The organism is Blastopirellula retiformator (assembly GCF_007859755.1).
Taxonomy (GTDB): domain Bacteria; phylum Planctomycetota; class Planctomycetia; order Pirellulales; family Pirellulaceae; genus Blastopirellula; species Blastopirellula retiformator.
Genome location: NZ_SJPF01000001.1, coordinates 368516 through 384255, shown reverse-complemented (window position 1 = coordinate 384255; position 15740 = coordinate 368516). Strand labels below are relative to the sequence as shown.

Sequence of the window (15740 nt, the reverse complement as noted above, 5' to 3'; positions counted from 1 at the left end):
GAGCCGCCGCCCTAAGCAGGAGTGTCGGGAAGCCTGTCCTTGGAAGGTAGTTGTCGGCCATGTCGAAAAACGATGACGCGAACGCATGTTCTTGCGTCATCGACATGGAATAGAAAAAGACATGGGGCAATGATGAGGGCACGGACCTCGTAGTTGCAGATTTCCGCCTCAGGGGCAATCGGGCAGCGATGCGGAAAGTACCGGAGACTTTCGATGGCCTTGGCTGCCTTTCGCCACCAACGCTTGGCATTGAGCGGCGCCTGATTAACAACGCCTATGTAATCCAGAAACTGCGTTACGCCCTCAAGGGCCTCCGAAGAGATCTCCACGCGATACTTTTTTCATTCTGGAGAGAATCCGCGCTGCCGACCAATTTCCTCCATCGCCGCGATCGCGTCCTTACCGCGTCCGGCGTCGAGTTCGGCCATGCCGCAGTCGCACATTGCCGCACTCGCCGCCAACTCATCGTCATCCAAAGACAGGATGTCACGCGCCGACTCGTGGTTTGCTAGAAATCGAACGTGCTCACCAATGAGCGATTCGACGCTTTCAAACCCCGTGTCCTTCGCCAATTGTTCCAGCTTTTGCCAATCCGCGGGCGAAATGTCAATCTGCATGGCGGTTCTCCTTTAAGGCAGTTCTAATCCTACATCGCGTGGATTGCCAAATTGTTCGCGCCTCGGGCTACGATAGCGCGGCTCTACTTCTTAATCGCTGGCGATAATACTGCACGCCCGGGATGAAAAAGCAAAGTGACGCCACCACCGCGTAGATCAAATGGGCGTACAGCGGGAACATCGCCATCGGGATCGCCGTTAGGAACAAAACGGCGGCCTGGATGTAGAACCAGCCGCTTAGGATCCCTCCCTTGATCAAGAAGAGCATTCCCGCGATCACCGCCAGAACCGGCGAAAGCACGACCGGGCCGAAGCCCATCAGCGCTTCGATCGGGAAGAGACTGACCACCCCAATCATGCCGGCGCCCCAGACGTGGGCAATCTGCCGTTCGACAAACGTGACCGGGCCCATCCGTCGTCTTAAGCCCCAAAAGATAAACGCCCACGCTCCGGCGATCACGGTCCAGATAAAGACGTAATGCCACCGCGTATTGTCGCCGATCCACTGCAAGCCGAACGTCGCCAGCGACATTGCAAACAGCACCAGGCTATGCCAGATCCAGAGCAAGCCCCAGTTCTCCAGCACCTGGGCATGATGCGTTTCGCGAAACAGCCGCGAGACGATCTGCCCAAACCGCCCGCTACGGGCTGCGATTGATTCATCGTGCAGGTAGGCGTTCAGGTCGCGCGAAAGCGCCTCAGCGCTGCCATACCGCAGGTCGATCGGCTTCTGCAGACAGCGTAGCGCAATCATCTCCAGGTCGCGGTCAACCTTGGGATAGATCTCGCGCGGCGGAGGCGGGTCTTGCTCGAGCACTTTCAGCACCACGTCGACCGGCGAGTCTCCTTGAAACGGCGGCCGACCGGTCAGCATCGCGTACAGAATCGTCCCCAAGCTATAGACGTCGCTCACCGGGCCAATGCGTCCCCGATTGCCGGCCGCTTGCTCGGGCGCCATGTACGTGGGCGTTCCCAAAATCGCCCCGGTGCGGGTCAGGTCGGTCACGTCGGAAGTCCGCTTCGCCAAACCAAAGTCGGTCACCAGCGGGCGCCCCGATTCGTCGAGCAGGATGTTCGACGGCTTCAGGTCACGGTGCAGCACGCCTTGCAGATGAGCGCAGTGGACCGCGTCGGCGACTTGCTTCAGCAGCATCGCCGCTTCGCGCGGCGGCATCGGCCCCCGGGCAATCCGGTCCGACAGCGTTTCGCCCTGCACGTACTTCATGGTGAAGTAGCAGCGGCGATCGAATTCTCCCACTTCGTAGATCGGCACGACCGACGGATGTTCGATCCGGGCAGCCGCTTCCGCCTCGCTGCGGAACCGGGCATGATCTTCGCTCGACGCCAGGCGATCACGCAGGACCATCTTTACGGCGACGATCCGGTCAAGGCTCTTTTGCTTCGCTCGGTAGACGATTCCCATGCCGCCGCGGCCGATTTCTTCTAGCAGTCGATAGTCGCCAAAGTCGGCCGGTAGCGAAAGCGGCGAGAGATTGCCGCTCGACGAACCGGCGGAACCGCTGGCCGATTGCGTGAGCTCTATATCGCTGCGGACCTTGGTCGCGACCGCATCAGCCAGCATCACGGCGCCCCATAGTTCACGCAGATCGCTGGCCAAATCGGGATGCGACGCGGTGACCTGATCCAGATCGATCAGCTTGCCCGCTTTCGCTTCGGCGGTCAGTTGGTCGATCAAAGCGGCGAGTCGCTCATCACGCTGGTCGGCATCTTCGGTCATAGTCGCTTACTCCCCGGTCGGCTCTCCCAGCAAGGCCCGCAACCGACGCAACGCTCGCAGATAACGCATACTGGCGGCGGCAGCCGATAGACCAAGGGCCGCGGCGACTTCCTGATTCGAGAGAAGTTCAAAATGCCGCATCACGACCACTTCGCGATCTTGATCGTCGAGTTGAGCGATCGCCTGCTCGAACCGCGCTTGCAGTTCGCTCATCGTGGCGGCGGCGGCCGGGGTCATCTCGTTGTCGCAGATCTGGGCGATGATATTAAGCGACGACTGGTCGACGTTGACCGGCGCCGCGATGTTTTGCTCAAGATCAACGCTCCGTTTTTTCGAACCGCGATGTCGGCGATGAGCGTCGATGATCCGGTCTTGCGCCAGGTGCCGCAGCCACAGATGAAACGGCATCACCGGATTGGCCATGTAATCGGTCAGCCGGCGATTGGCTTCGACCAATACGTCCTGGACAACGTCGCTGGCGTCGACTCGGCGGCGGATCTTGCGATCCAGGCGCATCTCGACCATCCGCCGCAGCGAGTCGCGATGCCGCTCGAGCAGCTTGTCGCGCGCGTCCGAATCGCCCTGTTTGGCGTTCTGGATCAGCTGTTCGGTCTTTTCAGCTTCAGGCCACATCCAACCGCTTCTCATTGTTACGAAAACGAAACGACCTGCTCAGCGACGATGCCTACGTCGGCTGGCGCATATGAATCAACGGAAAAGGGAACCCTGACGAATCTAGCTCGGATCGCCCTATAGGCACAAAATTTTGCGACTCGTAGAAGCGAATCGCGGCGGGGTTTTGCTCGTTGACGTCGACGGAAAGCGGCCCCTTCAAGTGACGCGCATATTCGATCAGGCGCTTGCCGCCCCCTTGTCGAAAATATTCTGGAGCCAGGAACAACGCTTCGACATTCTTCCCATCCAGGCACATAAATCCAAGGGGAAGATCGGGCTCTTCAACCAACACCCACACTTCCAACTCGACGAGTGCTTGGTTACGAACGATCGGGAGAAAGTACTGAATTTCCTCCTCGGTCAAAAACGTATGGGTTTGGCGGACGGATTTCAGCCAAATCTCGACCAGCGGATCTCGGTCCAGATTGGTCGCAGGCCGGATTTTCAACCACTTTCTCCTTCGCTGGTCCTGGAAGCTCTGGTGATTATTATCGTCAGGAACGGGGGGAAACCGCAAGAATGACCACTTTTCCGCCCAAACAAGGGGGAATTATCAACCAGAATGCGTCACTGGCTGGCGATTTCGGTCAAAATACCCGAAAATCGGCTCCGCGACGAAATCTTGTCGCACCCAGCAGTCGTCTTATAGGTGAAGGGCGAATCGTGGCGAAGCTCGGACAAGGCAACAAAACTCGGACCTGCCGGAAACAGCAGGAATCGTTGGAGGACGTGTTCGCGCGCCTTCACGGCGAGTTATTGGGCGCCTTGTACCACCTGTTGGGCAATATGGAAGATGCCCGCGACGCCCTGCAAGACTCCTTCATCAAATGCTGGCGGAACCAAGACAAACTGCCCGAAATTGAAAATGTACGCGCCTGGATTTTCCGAATTGCGATCAACACCGGTCGCGATCATCGTGAAAGCGCCTGGCGGCGCAAGCGCCAGCACTTGGCCGCCGAAGAAGAAACGGTCGTCAGCCCGCATGCGTCCGCCGAGAAGAAAGTGGAGCACGCCGAGCAGCTCGACCGAATGCGGCTTGCCGTGTTAGAGCTGCGTGACGAAGAACGGGAAGTGTTCCTGCTGCGTCAGAATGGCGACATGACGTATGACGAGATCGCCGTAGCGTTGGACATCCCGTCCGGTACGGTCAAAACAAGAATGCGAATGGCCCTGGAGAAGCTGCGTACGATTTTGGCTCCTTCCAAGGCGGACGCGTCCCCCTAAAACACCCCCACCCTGCCCCAAAGTTTCCCGTTAAGGAAGTTCGCTCCCGGCGTTTACCCTCACGATGGTTCGATGACCGATCACGACGAAAACCGACAACAACTGCTCGAGCTGATTTACGGCTTGCTCTCTGACGACGAAGCGTCGCAGTTGGCTACCCGTATCGGCAGAGATCCGGAACTTGCCCGGGCCTATGCCGAAATCAAAGAGCAGACCGACTTGTTGGCCGCCGCCGTGCGTTTTCCCGGCGCCGCAAAGCCCGACTTCGCCGCCTGGAAAAAACAGGCCAAAGAGGAAAACCGGGCCGAACGTTTGCGCTCCGCTGATGGTTTTGTCCGCACGATGCAGGCGCTGACGGCGCTCGCCGCCGCAGTGTTAATCTTGGCCAGCGCCGCCGCCGTCGTGTTGAACCAACGTGGCGACATGGCCCGCAGTAATACGCCTGCCGCTACCGAGATGGCTGCTACGGAAATGGGGGCTTTCGATGACGCGGACATGGCGATGGCGTCGCTCCGCTCGTCGGCGATCGAGCTGGAAGTGTCTGGACCGCGGGTGCTCAACAGCGAAGTCTCCAATCGCTTCGTCGTCTCGGTCAGCAACGAGGCCCGCGTCTCCGACCCGGCCGAAATCAGCTACAACTTCAAATCTCCGCAGGGGGAAACGTTCGCCGCCGGCAAACAGTTGGCCAACAACGGCCTGGCGAAGATCGAACTGCCGGCCGCTCAGGCGATGGCTGGTGCGAAGCTGCAAGTCGAAGCCCGCCAAGGTCGCCAGTGGGCCGAAGTCGAATCGCCGGAACTAGCGGCCGCCCCACCGGCGACTGTTACCTCGCTGGCGGTCGATCGTCCGCTGGTTCGCGCCGGCGATACGATCCGCTGGCGCAGCAATACGCTGACCAGCCAGACGCAACAACCGATTGACGGCCTGGTCGCGTTTGAAATTCTCGATCCGCAGCAACAGCGCGTCGCCGGCTATGTTGACCAGGGTCAGTCGCGCCAGGGGATCGCCGCCAGCGATTGGAAGTTGCCGCTCGACGCGGTTGCCGGCAACTACTCGCTGATCGCCAAAAATGCAGACGGCGTCGCCGACGTGACGCGATTTCAAGTCGATCCGCTGGCGCCGCCGGTTTGGAACGCGCGGCTCGATTTCGCCCAAGACTTCTTCACCCCAGGCCAGCCAATCGCGGCGTCGCTGCAAATGCAAACGCAAACTGGCCAGCCGCTCGCCAATCAAAAATTGCAGATGCGGCAGATCGTCGACGGCCGCTTGATCGCCGAACCGCAAGAGATTGAAACGTCGCCCACGGGGGAAGCGAACGTCGAGTTGCAGTTGGCGGCCAGCGCCGCGCCGAGCGCAACGCACCATCTCTTCTTTTCCAACGCCGATCAAAGCTGGGCCTTCGCGGCGCCGATTCCGCTGCAGCCGTATTCGATCGACGTCAACTTTTATCCCGAAGGAGGCGCGCTGGTCGCTGGATTGAGCAACCGCGTCTTCTTCCATGCCGCCGACTTCAGCGGCAAGCCGGTCGAGCTGAAAGGCGCCATCGTCAATAGTCGCGACGAAGTGGTCGCGCGAGCCGAGACCGAGTATCGCGGCCGCGGTCAGTTCGATTTCATTCCCTTGCCTGAGCAAGACTATCGCCTTTCGGCGGCGGTCGGCGAAAGTCAGGTGATGGCCGATCTGCCGGCGGCCAGCACGACCGACCTGGCCACGCTCAAAGTTTCCGACGCCGTCGTCAACTCCGACGAGCCGCTGGAAGTGGAAGTCGTCAGCCGCGACGCCGACCAGCGCTATGGCCTGGCCTATTACAACAATGGCGCCCTGGTGACGCAGCAGTTCTTCGCCGTGCCGCAAACCCTGAAACCGACGCGCGTTCGCTTGGATGTGCCGGCCGAGATCGCCGGCGCCGGCGAAGTGACCCTGTATGCCGCCGATGATCAGGGCCAGGTGAAGCCGCTTGCCGAACGGATGGTTTTCCGCCGGCCGCAACGTCAATTGGCGATTGAAGCGGACGAATTGCAAACCGAGTACGCCGCTGGCGATCGCGTCAACCTGCAAGTCGCCGCTAAGGACGAAGCTGGGCAACCGGCTGCCGCCGCCCTAGGCGTTGCGATCGTCAACGAAAATGCGTTCGCCCACACCACGCAGCAGTCGCCGACGCTGGTCGCATCGCAGTTGCTGACCAAGCGGCTGCAGCGGCCCGAAGAACTGCAAGATCCGCAAGCGTTGCTCCAAGACGACGCCGAAGCGGAGAAGCAGCTCGACTACATTCTGGCGACCGACGGTTGGCGGCAGTTTGTCAAAGCCGGCGATCAGAACCTCTACGCGCAAAACCGTCAGGCCGTTCCGCCGGCCGAGCTATCGGCGATGTCCAGCATGTTCACCGAGTCGATTGACGAATCACTAGTTGAGTCGCCAATCCTGGTGCTGAAGAACAAGATTGCAGCTTCCCCAGCAAAGCTCTCCAAGAACGCGCCGACCAAGGTCGCCGCTCAGTCAGCGTCTTCCGGCGTTAGCCTAACCCCTTGGATCTTTGCCGCCGCGATCGCCACCACCGCTGGTTTGATCGTGTTGGCCCTGCTTGGTTCGGCCGGGCCGGCTTGGTTCTGGGGTCCGGCGGTCACGTTGACTTCGGTGGCGACCGTAGCGATCGCCTGGTTGAGCCTGGCGTCGATGCAGCCTCCCCCGACCTCGATCAGCGCCCAGGTCGCGCTGAAGAACTCCGCCGAAGCTCCCATTCCAACTCCAATGGCGGATCGCGAAATGGCCGCCGAATTGGAACAGGACGAGCTGTTTCTGGATGCCGCTGGAGGTGAGAAACGTAGCGCCGTCGCTGGCGCGAACGATCGCGTCGGTGAAGCGGAAACGGAAGAGATGCGGATGGACTCGTATGCGGCGTCTCCACCGATAACTGCCCAACCGATGATGGAAGAAGCCAAGGAGGCGGAGTCTCGCCCACTTGAAAAATCTGAGCGGCGACTCAACAACATGGCGGCGCCGATGATGGCGCCGGCCGAAGCGACCCCGGCTCCTGCCAGCCCAGAACTTGCCCCCGGCCGCTCGGTCGGGCCGAAGTCGGCGGCGGCGGAAACGCCAAAGGCGGAAGCCAATCTTGCGGAAATGCCGGCGACCGCGCCGCCAGCAATTGCCAGCGATGCGCCGGAAGCCAAGACACAGGTTCGCTCAGCGCCGGCCAGCGGCAGGGCAGGCGGTTCGCCCAGTTTTAAATCGATGCCGGCCCCCTACTCGGCCAACGACGCCATCCCGCCGAGCGACTACGCCGGTAGTGCGCAGTCCCGTTTTTCGATGGCCGATAAGAAGGCGGATACGCCCACGCTTCGCCGGAATCGCCAGGCAGGCGACATCGCGTCGTCCGAAGTCGAGCAAGAGTTGCTGATGCGCAACCAGGCGATCGGGACCGCCGAGTATGGCCTCCGCAAGGCGGCGTCGCAGCAAATGGGACTATCGCAACAGGCACAGCAAGTCGAGGGCCTAACGGATGGATTCGGCGGCGATATGCAACAAGCGCCCAATCTCCCGCTTCCGGCCGCCAATGGCCCCGGCGGGCAGCCGCGGCAGCGGATGATGCTCTCGCGCGGCGCGGCGCTCCAAGATCAGGTCGAATCGGACGACGCTCAACCGAGCGCCACAGGGGCAGCCGCCCAGCAGCGTCAAGAAAAAGACTTCTACTATCGCGCCTACGCGTATGGGGATGACGAGAAGCGGGACCTCGACGGCCTGCTCGGCGCACAGCCGACGCCGGAAACGATCTTTTGGGCGCCGCTGGTACAGACCGACGACAACGGTCAGGCGACTCTCAGCTTCCAATTGCCGCCGACGCCTGGCAAGTATCGTATTACGATCGACGCCGTGGGCGATGGCCGAATCGGTTCGGTTCGCAAGAGCTTCAACAGTCGTCCCGTGTCCGAGAGTGCAACCCCGCCCCCTGCGAAGAAGGCGGGCAAGTAGGCGTTACGCTTCGGTCATGACCGGGGACGTCTGGAGCGACAGATTGGCGACGTAACCGTGCGCAGTGAACCATTCCCAAGCGTCGGCGATCGACTCACTGGCAGGTCGAACTCGATAGCCCAGCTCTTCTTCGGCTCGACGGCTGGAGTAATAGTGGTAGAAGCTGGACATCTGCAGCGCTGCCGAATTGACGCCCCCTTCTTCTCCCGCGATCTTCGTCAAGATGTCTCCGACTACGCCAGCGCCGATCGCGATCAGCGGGCCCATCCGGCAAATGGGTTTGATGTTGCCGGCCAAGTCGGCGAATCGACGCCACAGCTCCAGGTAAGTCAGGTTCTCGCCCGCCAAGACATAGTTGGCGCCGCAACGTCCTTTTTCAGCGGCCTTGATGATGCCAGCGGCGACGTCGCGGACGTCGCAAACGGCCGTTCCGCCGCGCGGGGCCATGATCGGTTTCCCCTTAATCACTTCCAGCATCATGCGACCGCTCGACGGCTTCCAATCCCACGGCCCCAGCATATAGCCTGGATTGACGATCACCGCATGGAGTCCCTGCTCGATCTGATGACGAACTTCGACTTCGGCGGCCGCCTTGGTGACGACGTAGGGAATCGGCGGATTCTGAACGGGGATGTTTTCTTCGTCAGCCGGCTGATCGTGTAGCCCGGCGCCCAAAGCGTCGACGCTCGAAACATGCACCAGCTTGGCGCCCATCTCGCGCGCGACCGTCGCGACGTTTTGCGTACCGCCGATGTTGACCTTTTCGGACGACGACTTGCCGGTCCAGCCGATGTGGACGTTCCCGGCGCAATGAATTACCAGATCGACTCCCTGCATCGCGGGGCGCAGGCTTTCTCGTTCGCAAATATCGCCATGCACGATATCGACGTCAAGTCCTTCGAGAGGGCGATCCTCGTACCCGGGTCGCACGACCACGCGCACTTTTCGCCCTTCGCCAAGAAGGAGCCGAACGATGTTATTACCAACTAGGCCCGTTGAGCCGGTAACAAGTACGGACAAGGTGAATTCTCCCGAAAGTCTCGCAGAAGATCGGAAAATAACTCCCAGTGTCGCTAGATAATAAACGGCGCTCCCCCAAAAGGCTAGATTCTCTCAATCACTTTGGCGATTGCGCCGGTTGTAACAGGCGCCGCTAGCGAGGCCGCCGCCGCGCCGATCTGTCCGGCGGCGCGCGAATCGGCCCCAGAGATCCCCGCCGCCGCGATCGCCGCCAACACCGAATCGGGCGAGAAATCAGCGGCGATCGGCGCCGTGACCAACTCGGCAGGCTGACCCGGCGCGGCGACGATCAGACCGTCGCCCGTCTGCAAGAAGTAGGTCTCGCGATGTTCGGTCGCAGCCGCCGCGATTCCCTCAAAACCGCCAACGGCCAACTGATCCGCCAATTCGCCCGGCGGCAGATAGCGCCACCATCGGGCATATCGCCCTAGCGCTGCGTCGCTCCAGACGATCAGCCGCTTCCGCGCTTCCTGCTCGGCGATGCTACGGGCGACGCGACGGATCTCCTCATCGATAATCCCCGCTTCTTCGCCCCAGCTTCGATCGACTAGAACCAGCCCATCATGCTGCCGACAGGCTGCCCGCAGTTGCATTTGCAGCGGCAGCGACAGCGATTCATTCAGCGGTCCCTCGTGCCGCATCCGCCATTGGCGGACCTCCTGTCCTTCCCGAATCTGATAGTCGACCGGCGTCGTCCACCGTTTATCGATCTGCAAATAGTCGGTTGCGAAGGTGAGCTCGGCGAAGTGATCCTTCAGATCAAACCAGACCCCGTCGTCGCCGACAACGGTCACCGCCACCCGCAGGTCAACCGTCAGGTCTTGCAGCGCCCTCAACACGAGCCCGATGCCGCCAACCGCGTCTTCCTCTTTGGCGACCAGTCCCTCGCTTGAGACCTGGAGCGACCGCCGCAGAGTCAAATCGCCAGCGACGGCGATCCGCTTCCGCCAAACCAGACTGATCACTTCTCGAAGGGCGGCGATGTCGACCAAGGCAATTTCTCGTCAAAATAGGGGTGTTATCGCAGTTTTGCCGTCTTGCGGGGAGCCGACGACGCTCGATTGATTCTACAACTTCTCTTGTGACCGGCAGAAGCCTATGGGAAACTGAAAAGGCCCGCCTTTCCTCCTACCGCAGGTACGCCGATGCCCGGCCTCCCCCTGATTTCGTTACTTGTCGCTTCCGCTGTTATCGGCGCCGAGTCTCTCGATCTCCAGCGCTCCGACCTCCGCCATCCCCAGCGTCTGGCGATGTCGAGCAACGGCGAGCGGCTACTGACCGCCAATCGCAACAGCGGTAGCGTGTCGCTGATCGACCTGGCCAAACGCGAAGTGATCGGCGAGTTCCGTATCGGGCAAAGCGCTACCGCTCTGACCTCGCTTCCCCACGATCACTACCTGCTGACCGACCCGGTCGCCCACGAAGTGATCGAAATTGCGCTGTCGGACGATCAGATCTCGATCGTTTCCCGCTGCGCCGTCCCTCCCTATCCGCAGCGCGTCGCCGCCACCGACGATGGCCAGACAATCTACGTCACATCCCTCTGGCCGAAGCAAGTGACGCTGCTGACCAAAGAAGCGGAGCAGTGGCGCGAGACGAAACGGATCACCCTGCCGTTCGCTCCGCGCGAGCTGATCTGCCTGCCCAAGCGAAACCAGTTGATCGTCGCCGACGGTTTCGGCGGCAATCTGGCGGCGCTCGATGCCGACGATCTGTCGGTTCAAGCGATCAACCAATTCCCGGCTCACAACATCCAGCGTCTGCATCTGGCCGATGATGGCGAGAGCGTGGCGCTGGCGCACCAGATGCTCAGCGAGTTGGCTTACACCAACGACAACGATATTCACTGGGGCCTGGTGATGACCAACGACATTCGTTGGCTAATGGTCGACGCCCTGACCAAACAAGACTCGAACCTGTACGAAGGGAACCGGATGCATTCGATCGGCGAGCCGGGCGTCGGCAGCGGAGATCCGACCGGCATCGCGATCGCCTCGACCGACGACTACGCCGTTTCGATGGGCGCGACCAATCAAGTCGCCATCGGCAAAGACCGCGCTTATGGCATCTGGCGGATCAAGGTGGGCGCTCGGCCGACCGACGTGATTTTCTCGGCCGACGAGAAGCTGGTCTACTCGGCCGATTCGCTTGACGACACGATCTCGATCATCGACGTAAAAAAGCGAGAACGGATCGACGTGATCAAACTGGGGCCGGTCCGTGAGCGCACGCCGGCCGAGCATGGCGAGCGGCTCTTCTATCGCGGGCTGTCGCTGGAAGGCTGGATGTCGTGTCACAGTTGCCATACCGACGGTCACGCCAACGGCCTGGCCAACGACAATCTAAGCGACGGATCGTATGGCGCCCCGAAGCGAATCCTCTCGCTGCTCGGTCAGCGCGATACCGCCCCTTATGGATGGCTGGGCGAAAAAAAGACGTTCCAAGAGCAGATCCACAAATCAGTCGTCGAAACGATGCGGGGCAAAGAAGTCAGCCAAGAGCAAGCTGATCACTTGGCCGCCTTCCTGCAAACGCTGACCGTGCCGCCGCCGATTGATGAGCTTCAAGGAACGCGCGACGACGTCCAAGTCGCCGCCGGTAAGGCGCTGTTCACCGAACTCAGCTGCGTCGAATGCCACGCTCCCCCAACCTACACCACGCCCGACGCCTATGACGTCGGCCTGCATGATCAGAAGGGGAACGAGCGGTTCAATCCGCCGTCGCTGCTGGGCGTCGGTCATCGCGGCCCGTTCTTCCACGATCGCAGCAGCGAAACCCTGGAAGACGTCGTCGGCCAGCAAAAACACCAACTGCCCCGCGAGCTGAGCGGCGCCGAGCAAGCGGCGCTCGTGGCGTTTCTCCGCAGCTTGTAACGGCCATTCCCGATGATCGCGATAGATCGTTCGTCGAGAACGCATTGCAATTCAGTCGCGAATACCGCCGCATGTTCGGCGCTCCGCAGTGGAAAGAGAGCCGGGCGGCGACGGGGGCGTAGGGAAACGGTAAAGCGGAAAGCAGAGCGAGCAAGCCGGTTCGCGCAGTTGTAGCGTTGCCCTGGCTTTGTGCCACATTCCGCTCTTCTGTGGCTAATCGCCTTTTGCTCGTGAATCTGGTAACCTGCACGACAATACTCTGCAGGAAGGACTCGCGTGATGAACGGCAATCCGATTCGCTATTTCGTCTTTGATATCGAAAGCGTCGCCGATGGGGCGCTGGTCTCGAAGATCAAATACCCGGGCGAAGGACTTTCGCCCCCCGAGGCGATTGCTCGGTTTCGGGGCGAATTGATGGCCGAAAAGGGGTCCGACTTCATCCCCTATACCTTTCAGATCCCGGTCTCGGTCGCCATCGCCAAGGTCGACGCCGAGTTCAACCTGGTCGATCAGGTGCTGCTCGACGCGCCGCAGTTTCGCCCGCCGGTGATTGCCGAGAACTTCTGGCGCGGCTGGAAAGCGTATCGCCGTCCCACCTTCGTTACCTTCAACGGCCGCTCGTTTGACGTGCCGCTGCTCGAGCTGGCCGCGTTTCGCTTTGGGATCAGCGTGCCGGAGTGGTTCCAGGTGCACGGCAAGAGCTTCGAGCAGCCCCGCAACCGCTACAACGTCGACGCCCACTTTGACCTACATGACGTGCTGACCAACTACGGCGCGACCCGCTTTACCGGCGGCTTGAACCTGGCGGCCAACTTGCTCGGCAAGCCCGGCAAGATGGGGATCGAAGGGCACATGGTTCAGGACCTGTACGACGAAGGACGCCTGGCCGAGATCAACGACTACTGCCGCTGCGACGTGCTCGACACCTACTTCGTCTTCCTGCGAACGGCGGTGCTGTTGGGGATGATTTCGCTGGAGCGGGAACAAGAGCTGATCGAGCAAACCAAGTCATGGCTTGAAGAGCGGGCGCCCGAGATGCCGGTCTTCCAAGAGTATCTCTCGGGCTGGGGCCGCTGGGAAAATCCGTGGACCGATGAAACCACAAACGCAGAGACCACAGCCGACGAGTCAGAGGAGTCGTAGCAGCCGCCATGCCCAGCTACCTCGCCTTCTTCCGCGGCATCAACGTCGGCGGCGACAACAAGCTGCCGATGAAAGAGCTGACCGCGATTCTCGAGTCGCTTGGCTGCACGAGAGTCCAAACCTACATCCAAAGCGGCAACGCGGCGTTCGACAGCAAGAGCCGCAGCCGCGCCAAACTGGCGAGCGAAATCACCGCCGCAATCGAAGCGGAAAAGGGGTTCGCTCCGCTGGTAGTGTTGCTCGAGCAAAAGCAGCTAGAAACGATCGTCGCCGCCAATCCCTTCCCTGAAGCGGAAGCCGATCACAAGACGCTCCACTTCTTCTTTCTGACCGCCAAAGCAAAACAGCCTGACCTGACGGCGCTAGAAAAGCTGAAAGCGGCGGATGAGTCGTTCTTGCTGAAAGAAGAAGTGCTCTATCTGCATGCGCCGAGCGGCATAGGTCGCTCGAAGCTGGTGGCGACGGTCGATCGTCATCTGGGCGTAGCGACGACGGCGCGGAACTGGCGGACGGTGAGCAAGATGCTGGAGCTCTGCGGAGATTAGAGCGTTTTTCTGATCGCTGTAGCGTTTCTGGCGTTGGTGAGGCAAGCTGGTCAAGGCGACCGAAGCAGGCGAATCCTCAAGGTTCGTCGATGCAGGTCAACGCCGACCAGCGCGGCCGCAACCAGCCAAAACGATACAGATGGTAGAAAACCGCTCTAAATCGATGTCGCAGCGGCGCCAGCTCTTGATCTTCGTGCTCGTCGGCCCGTTGCTGGTCCTGGGCATCTATGCGGCCTACATCGGGACAGTTGGTCAGCCGCCGCTGGCGATCCGACGCAACTCTCGGATCGCGCCACTTGGCCTCTGCCGATTCAAGACCTCGCCTTGGCGATGCGTGCGGCGGGTCTCGACGACTCGGATTTGGAAGTCTATCAGCTCGACCCGTTGCCGGACGAAACGGCCGTGATCCGGCTTCCCGATTCTGAGGCGACGCTCAAATACCTCACGGAACAGTTGGAACTGACGCCGATTGAAACCCTTTATCCAGGGACGCAACAGATGATCGCTCGGCTCCCCGACGCGTGGTGGATCGGCCACCCCTTCCTTGCCAGTCCGCGATATCTCCAGGGGAAGACGCCGATCAATATGTCGTCGCCCGCGATGAAAACGCCAAGCAGATTTTCATCTTCTACTACTTTGACTTTTAAGGCGCTTCGTGCGGCAGGTCAAACTGCCGGATCGTTTCGCCCGTCTCGGCGTCGAGCAGCGTCACGCCGTTGCAGCCGACCAAGATGCTGTTTCCATCGGGCGAGAACGCCAAACGGGCTGGATTGAGAGACGCGCGAGGGCGATTGGCGTGATAGGTAGCGAAAGCGGCATCCTCCAAGCGAAACGTCCGCTGCAGTTGGAACTCTTTGGCCTCGTAGAGAGCCAGTTCGCAGGGCGTCTGATTCCATTGGCGCTCGAACGTAAATCCGCTGGGCGTTTGCGACCGTCGCCAGGTGAGCCCGCCCGAAGGCTGCGTCAGTAGCGCCAGCCTCTTTCCATCGGGAGCAAACCGGGGCAGCACCGCCGTCTCCGCCTGAAGATTCATCTCCTCCTTTTTTTGCAACGTGCGGCCGTCCCAGACGCGGGCAATGCCGCCGGGATGCCCAGTCGCGATCCAGCGGGCGTCACGTGAGACCGCCAGCGCCGTGCAGTCGAGCAGCTCTTCGTTCACCACCGAGTCTTGCACTGACCAGGTCGTCGTTTCAAACAGTGTCAGCACGTCATTGCGAATCGCGCGGGCTCTTAACGCCAACGTTCCGTCCTTGCGCAAGATCGGCTCGAGTCGACCATGAACGGCGGCGAACGTCTTGCCATCGCTTGCAAACGCCAACGCACTGGCCGAATACGAATCGACGATCGATAACTCGTGAACCTCTCCCATCATTTCGTCCGCCGCCAGGCTATCAAACACCTGGGCGATGTCGCGTCCTTTGACGATCGCGAACTGGCCGCTCGTTGGCGAAAGGGTCGCAAGATACGACATTCTGCCGAAAGAAAGTCGCGTCTCTTCCCCGTCGCCAATGGGGATCAACCGGCTGACGTTGTCATCGACGCTGTCGCCGGGCGTATAGACGCGCGAAACCAGACAAGATCGACCATCGCTTGCGAACTGGAGGCCGACGACATCCCCATAGGCTTCGACCTGGTGAACCAATTTGCCGGTCGCCGCTTCCCACACGACGATCCGCCCCTGTTTCACGCGTTGCTTATCACGTGTTACAACGGGGCCGCCAAAACCGGCCGCGACCAACCGCCCGTCTGGCGAAAAGGCGACTGATTGGGCGTTGCCCTGCTGGTGCCGCGCCGCTGGCGCCACGACCGGCTCTTCTGCAACAGCGAAGTTGGCGGTCGCCGCCAGCAACAGACCAACCCAGCCGACACGATGTCGGCAAATTGATGGAAGTCTTGGCATCGTTATTCTCGGAAAGGCGACGCAGAATTGGTGTCC

Annotated in this window: 13 protein-coding genes; 5 read left to right on the top strand and 8 right to left on the bottom strand. The window is 60.8% G+C overall.

The features are described from left to right. Positions 1–11: 11 nt before the first annotated feature. The 5 genes from Enr8_RS26530 to Enr8_RS01595 all read right to left on the bottom strand — a co-directional run bounded on the left by Enr8_RS26530 (position 12) and on the right by Enr8_RS01595 (position 3547). Positions 12–329, bottom strand: a complete 318-nt coding sequence (locus Enr8_RS26530; protein ID WP_146428873.1) for a type II toxin-antitoxin system RelE/ParE family toxin — start codon at positions 327–329, stop codon at positions 12–14. 12 nt (positions 330–341) lie between these two features. After that, entirely contained in the window at positions 342–617 is a 276-nt protein-coding gene (locus Enr8_RS01610) for a hypothetical protein (protein ID WP_146428872.1), read from the bottom strand. A 67-nt stretch (positions 618–684) separates the two neighbouring features. Then, the gene (locus Enr8_RS01605; RefSeq protein ID WP_146428871.1) at positions 685–2355 is read right to left on the bottom strand and encodes a serine/threonine-protein kinase; all 1671 of its coding nucleotides are present in this window, start codon (positions 2353–2355) and stop codon (positions 685–687) included. 6 nt (positions 2356–2361) lie between these two features. After that, the gene (locus Enr8_RS01600) at positions 2362–2988 is read right to left on the bottom strand and encodes a sigma-70 family RNA polymerase sigma factor (RefSeq protein ID WP_146428870.1); all 627 of its coding nucleotides are present in this window, start codon (positions 2986–2988) and stop codon (positions 2362–2364) included. Positions 2989–3040: 52 nt separating this feature from the next. Continuing rightward, on the bottom strand, positions 3041–3547 hold the full coding sequence (locus Enr8_RS01595) for a GNAT family N-acetyltransferase (protein WP_246119911.1): 507 nt from the start codon (positions 3545–3547) through the stop codon (positions 3041–3043). Between the two features lie 212 nt (positions 3548–3759). Here Enr8_RS01595 and Enr8_RS01590 point away from each other — a divergent pair, with 212 nt between their 5' ends. Further along, on the top strand, positions 3760–4254 hold the full coding sequence (locus tag Enr8_RS01590; RefSeq protein ID WP_246119910.1) for an RNA polymerase sigma factor: 495 nt from the start codon (positions 3760–3762) through the stop codon (positions 4252–4254). A gap of 72 nt (positions 4255–4326) precedes the next feature. Continuing rightward, positions 4327–8223: an MG2 domain-containing protein gene (locus tag Enr8_RS01585; protein WP_146428868.1), complete on the top strand. Its 3897-nt coding sequence runs from the start codon at positions 4327–4329 to the stop codon at positions 8221–8223. Positions 8224–8226: 3 nt separating this feature from the next. Here the strand turns inward: Enr8_RS01585 and Enr8_RS01580 are convergent, their stop codons facing one another. After that, entirely contained in the window at positions 8227–9243 is a 1017-nt protein-coding gene (locus Enr8_RS01580; protein ID WP_186767374.1) for an NAD-dependent epimerase/dehydratase family protein, read from the bottom strand. A gap of 83 nt (positions 9244–9326) precedes the next feature. Then, positions 9327–10235, bottom strand: a complete 909-nt coding sequence (locus Enr8_RS01575; RefSeq protein ID WP_146428866.1) for a hypothetical protein — start codon at positions 10233–10235, stop codon at positions 9327–9329. Positions 10236–10388: 153 nt separating this feature from the next. Here Enr8_RS01575 and Enr8_RS01570 point away from each other — a divergent pair, with 153 nt between their 5' ends. From Enr8_RS01570 to Enr8_RS01560, 3 genes are all read left to right on the top strand, one after another. After that, positions 10389–12116, top strand: coding sequence for a di-heme oxidoredictase family protein (locus Enr8_RS01570; RefSeq protein WP_146428865.1), 1728 nt, complete (start codon positions 10389–10391; stop codon positions 12114–12116). 279 nt (positions 12117–12395) lie between these two features. Further along, the gene (locus Enr8_RS01565; protein WP_146428864.1) at positions 12396–13259 is read left to right on the top strand and encodes a 3'-5' exonuclease; all 864 of its coding nucleotides are present in this window, start codon (positions 12396–12398) and stop codon (positions 13257–13259) included. 8 nt (positions 13260–13267) lie between these two features. Next, on the top strand, positions 13268–13804 hold the full coding sequence (locus Enr8_RS01560) for a DUF1697 domain-containing protein (RefSeq protein WP_146428863.1): 537 nt from the start codon (positions 13268–13270) through the stop codon (positions 13802–13804). A 643-nt stretch (positions 13805–14447) separates the two neighbouring features. Here Enr8_RS01560 and Enr8_RS01555 read toward each other — a convergent pair. Beyond that, positions 14448–15704 (bottom strand): WD40 repeat domain-containing protein, encoded by a 1257-nt coding sequence (locus Enr8_RS01555; protein WP_146428862.1) that lies wholly within the window; start codon positions 15702–15704, stop codon positions 14448–14450. Between the last annotated feature and the right edge of the window lie 36 nt (positions 15705–15740).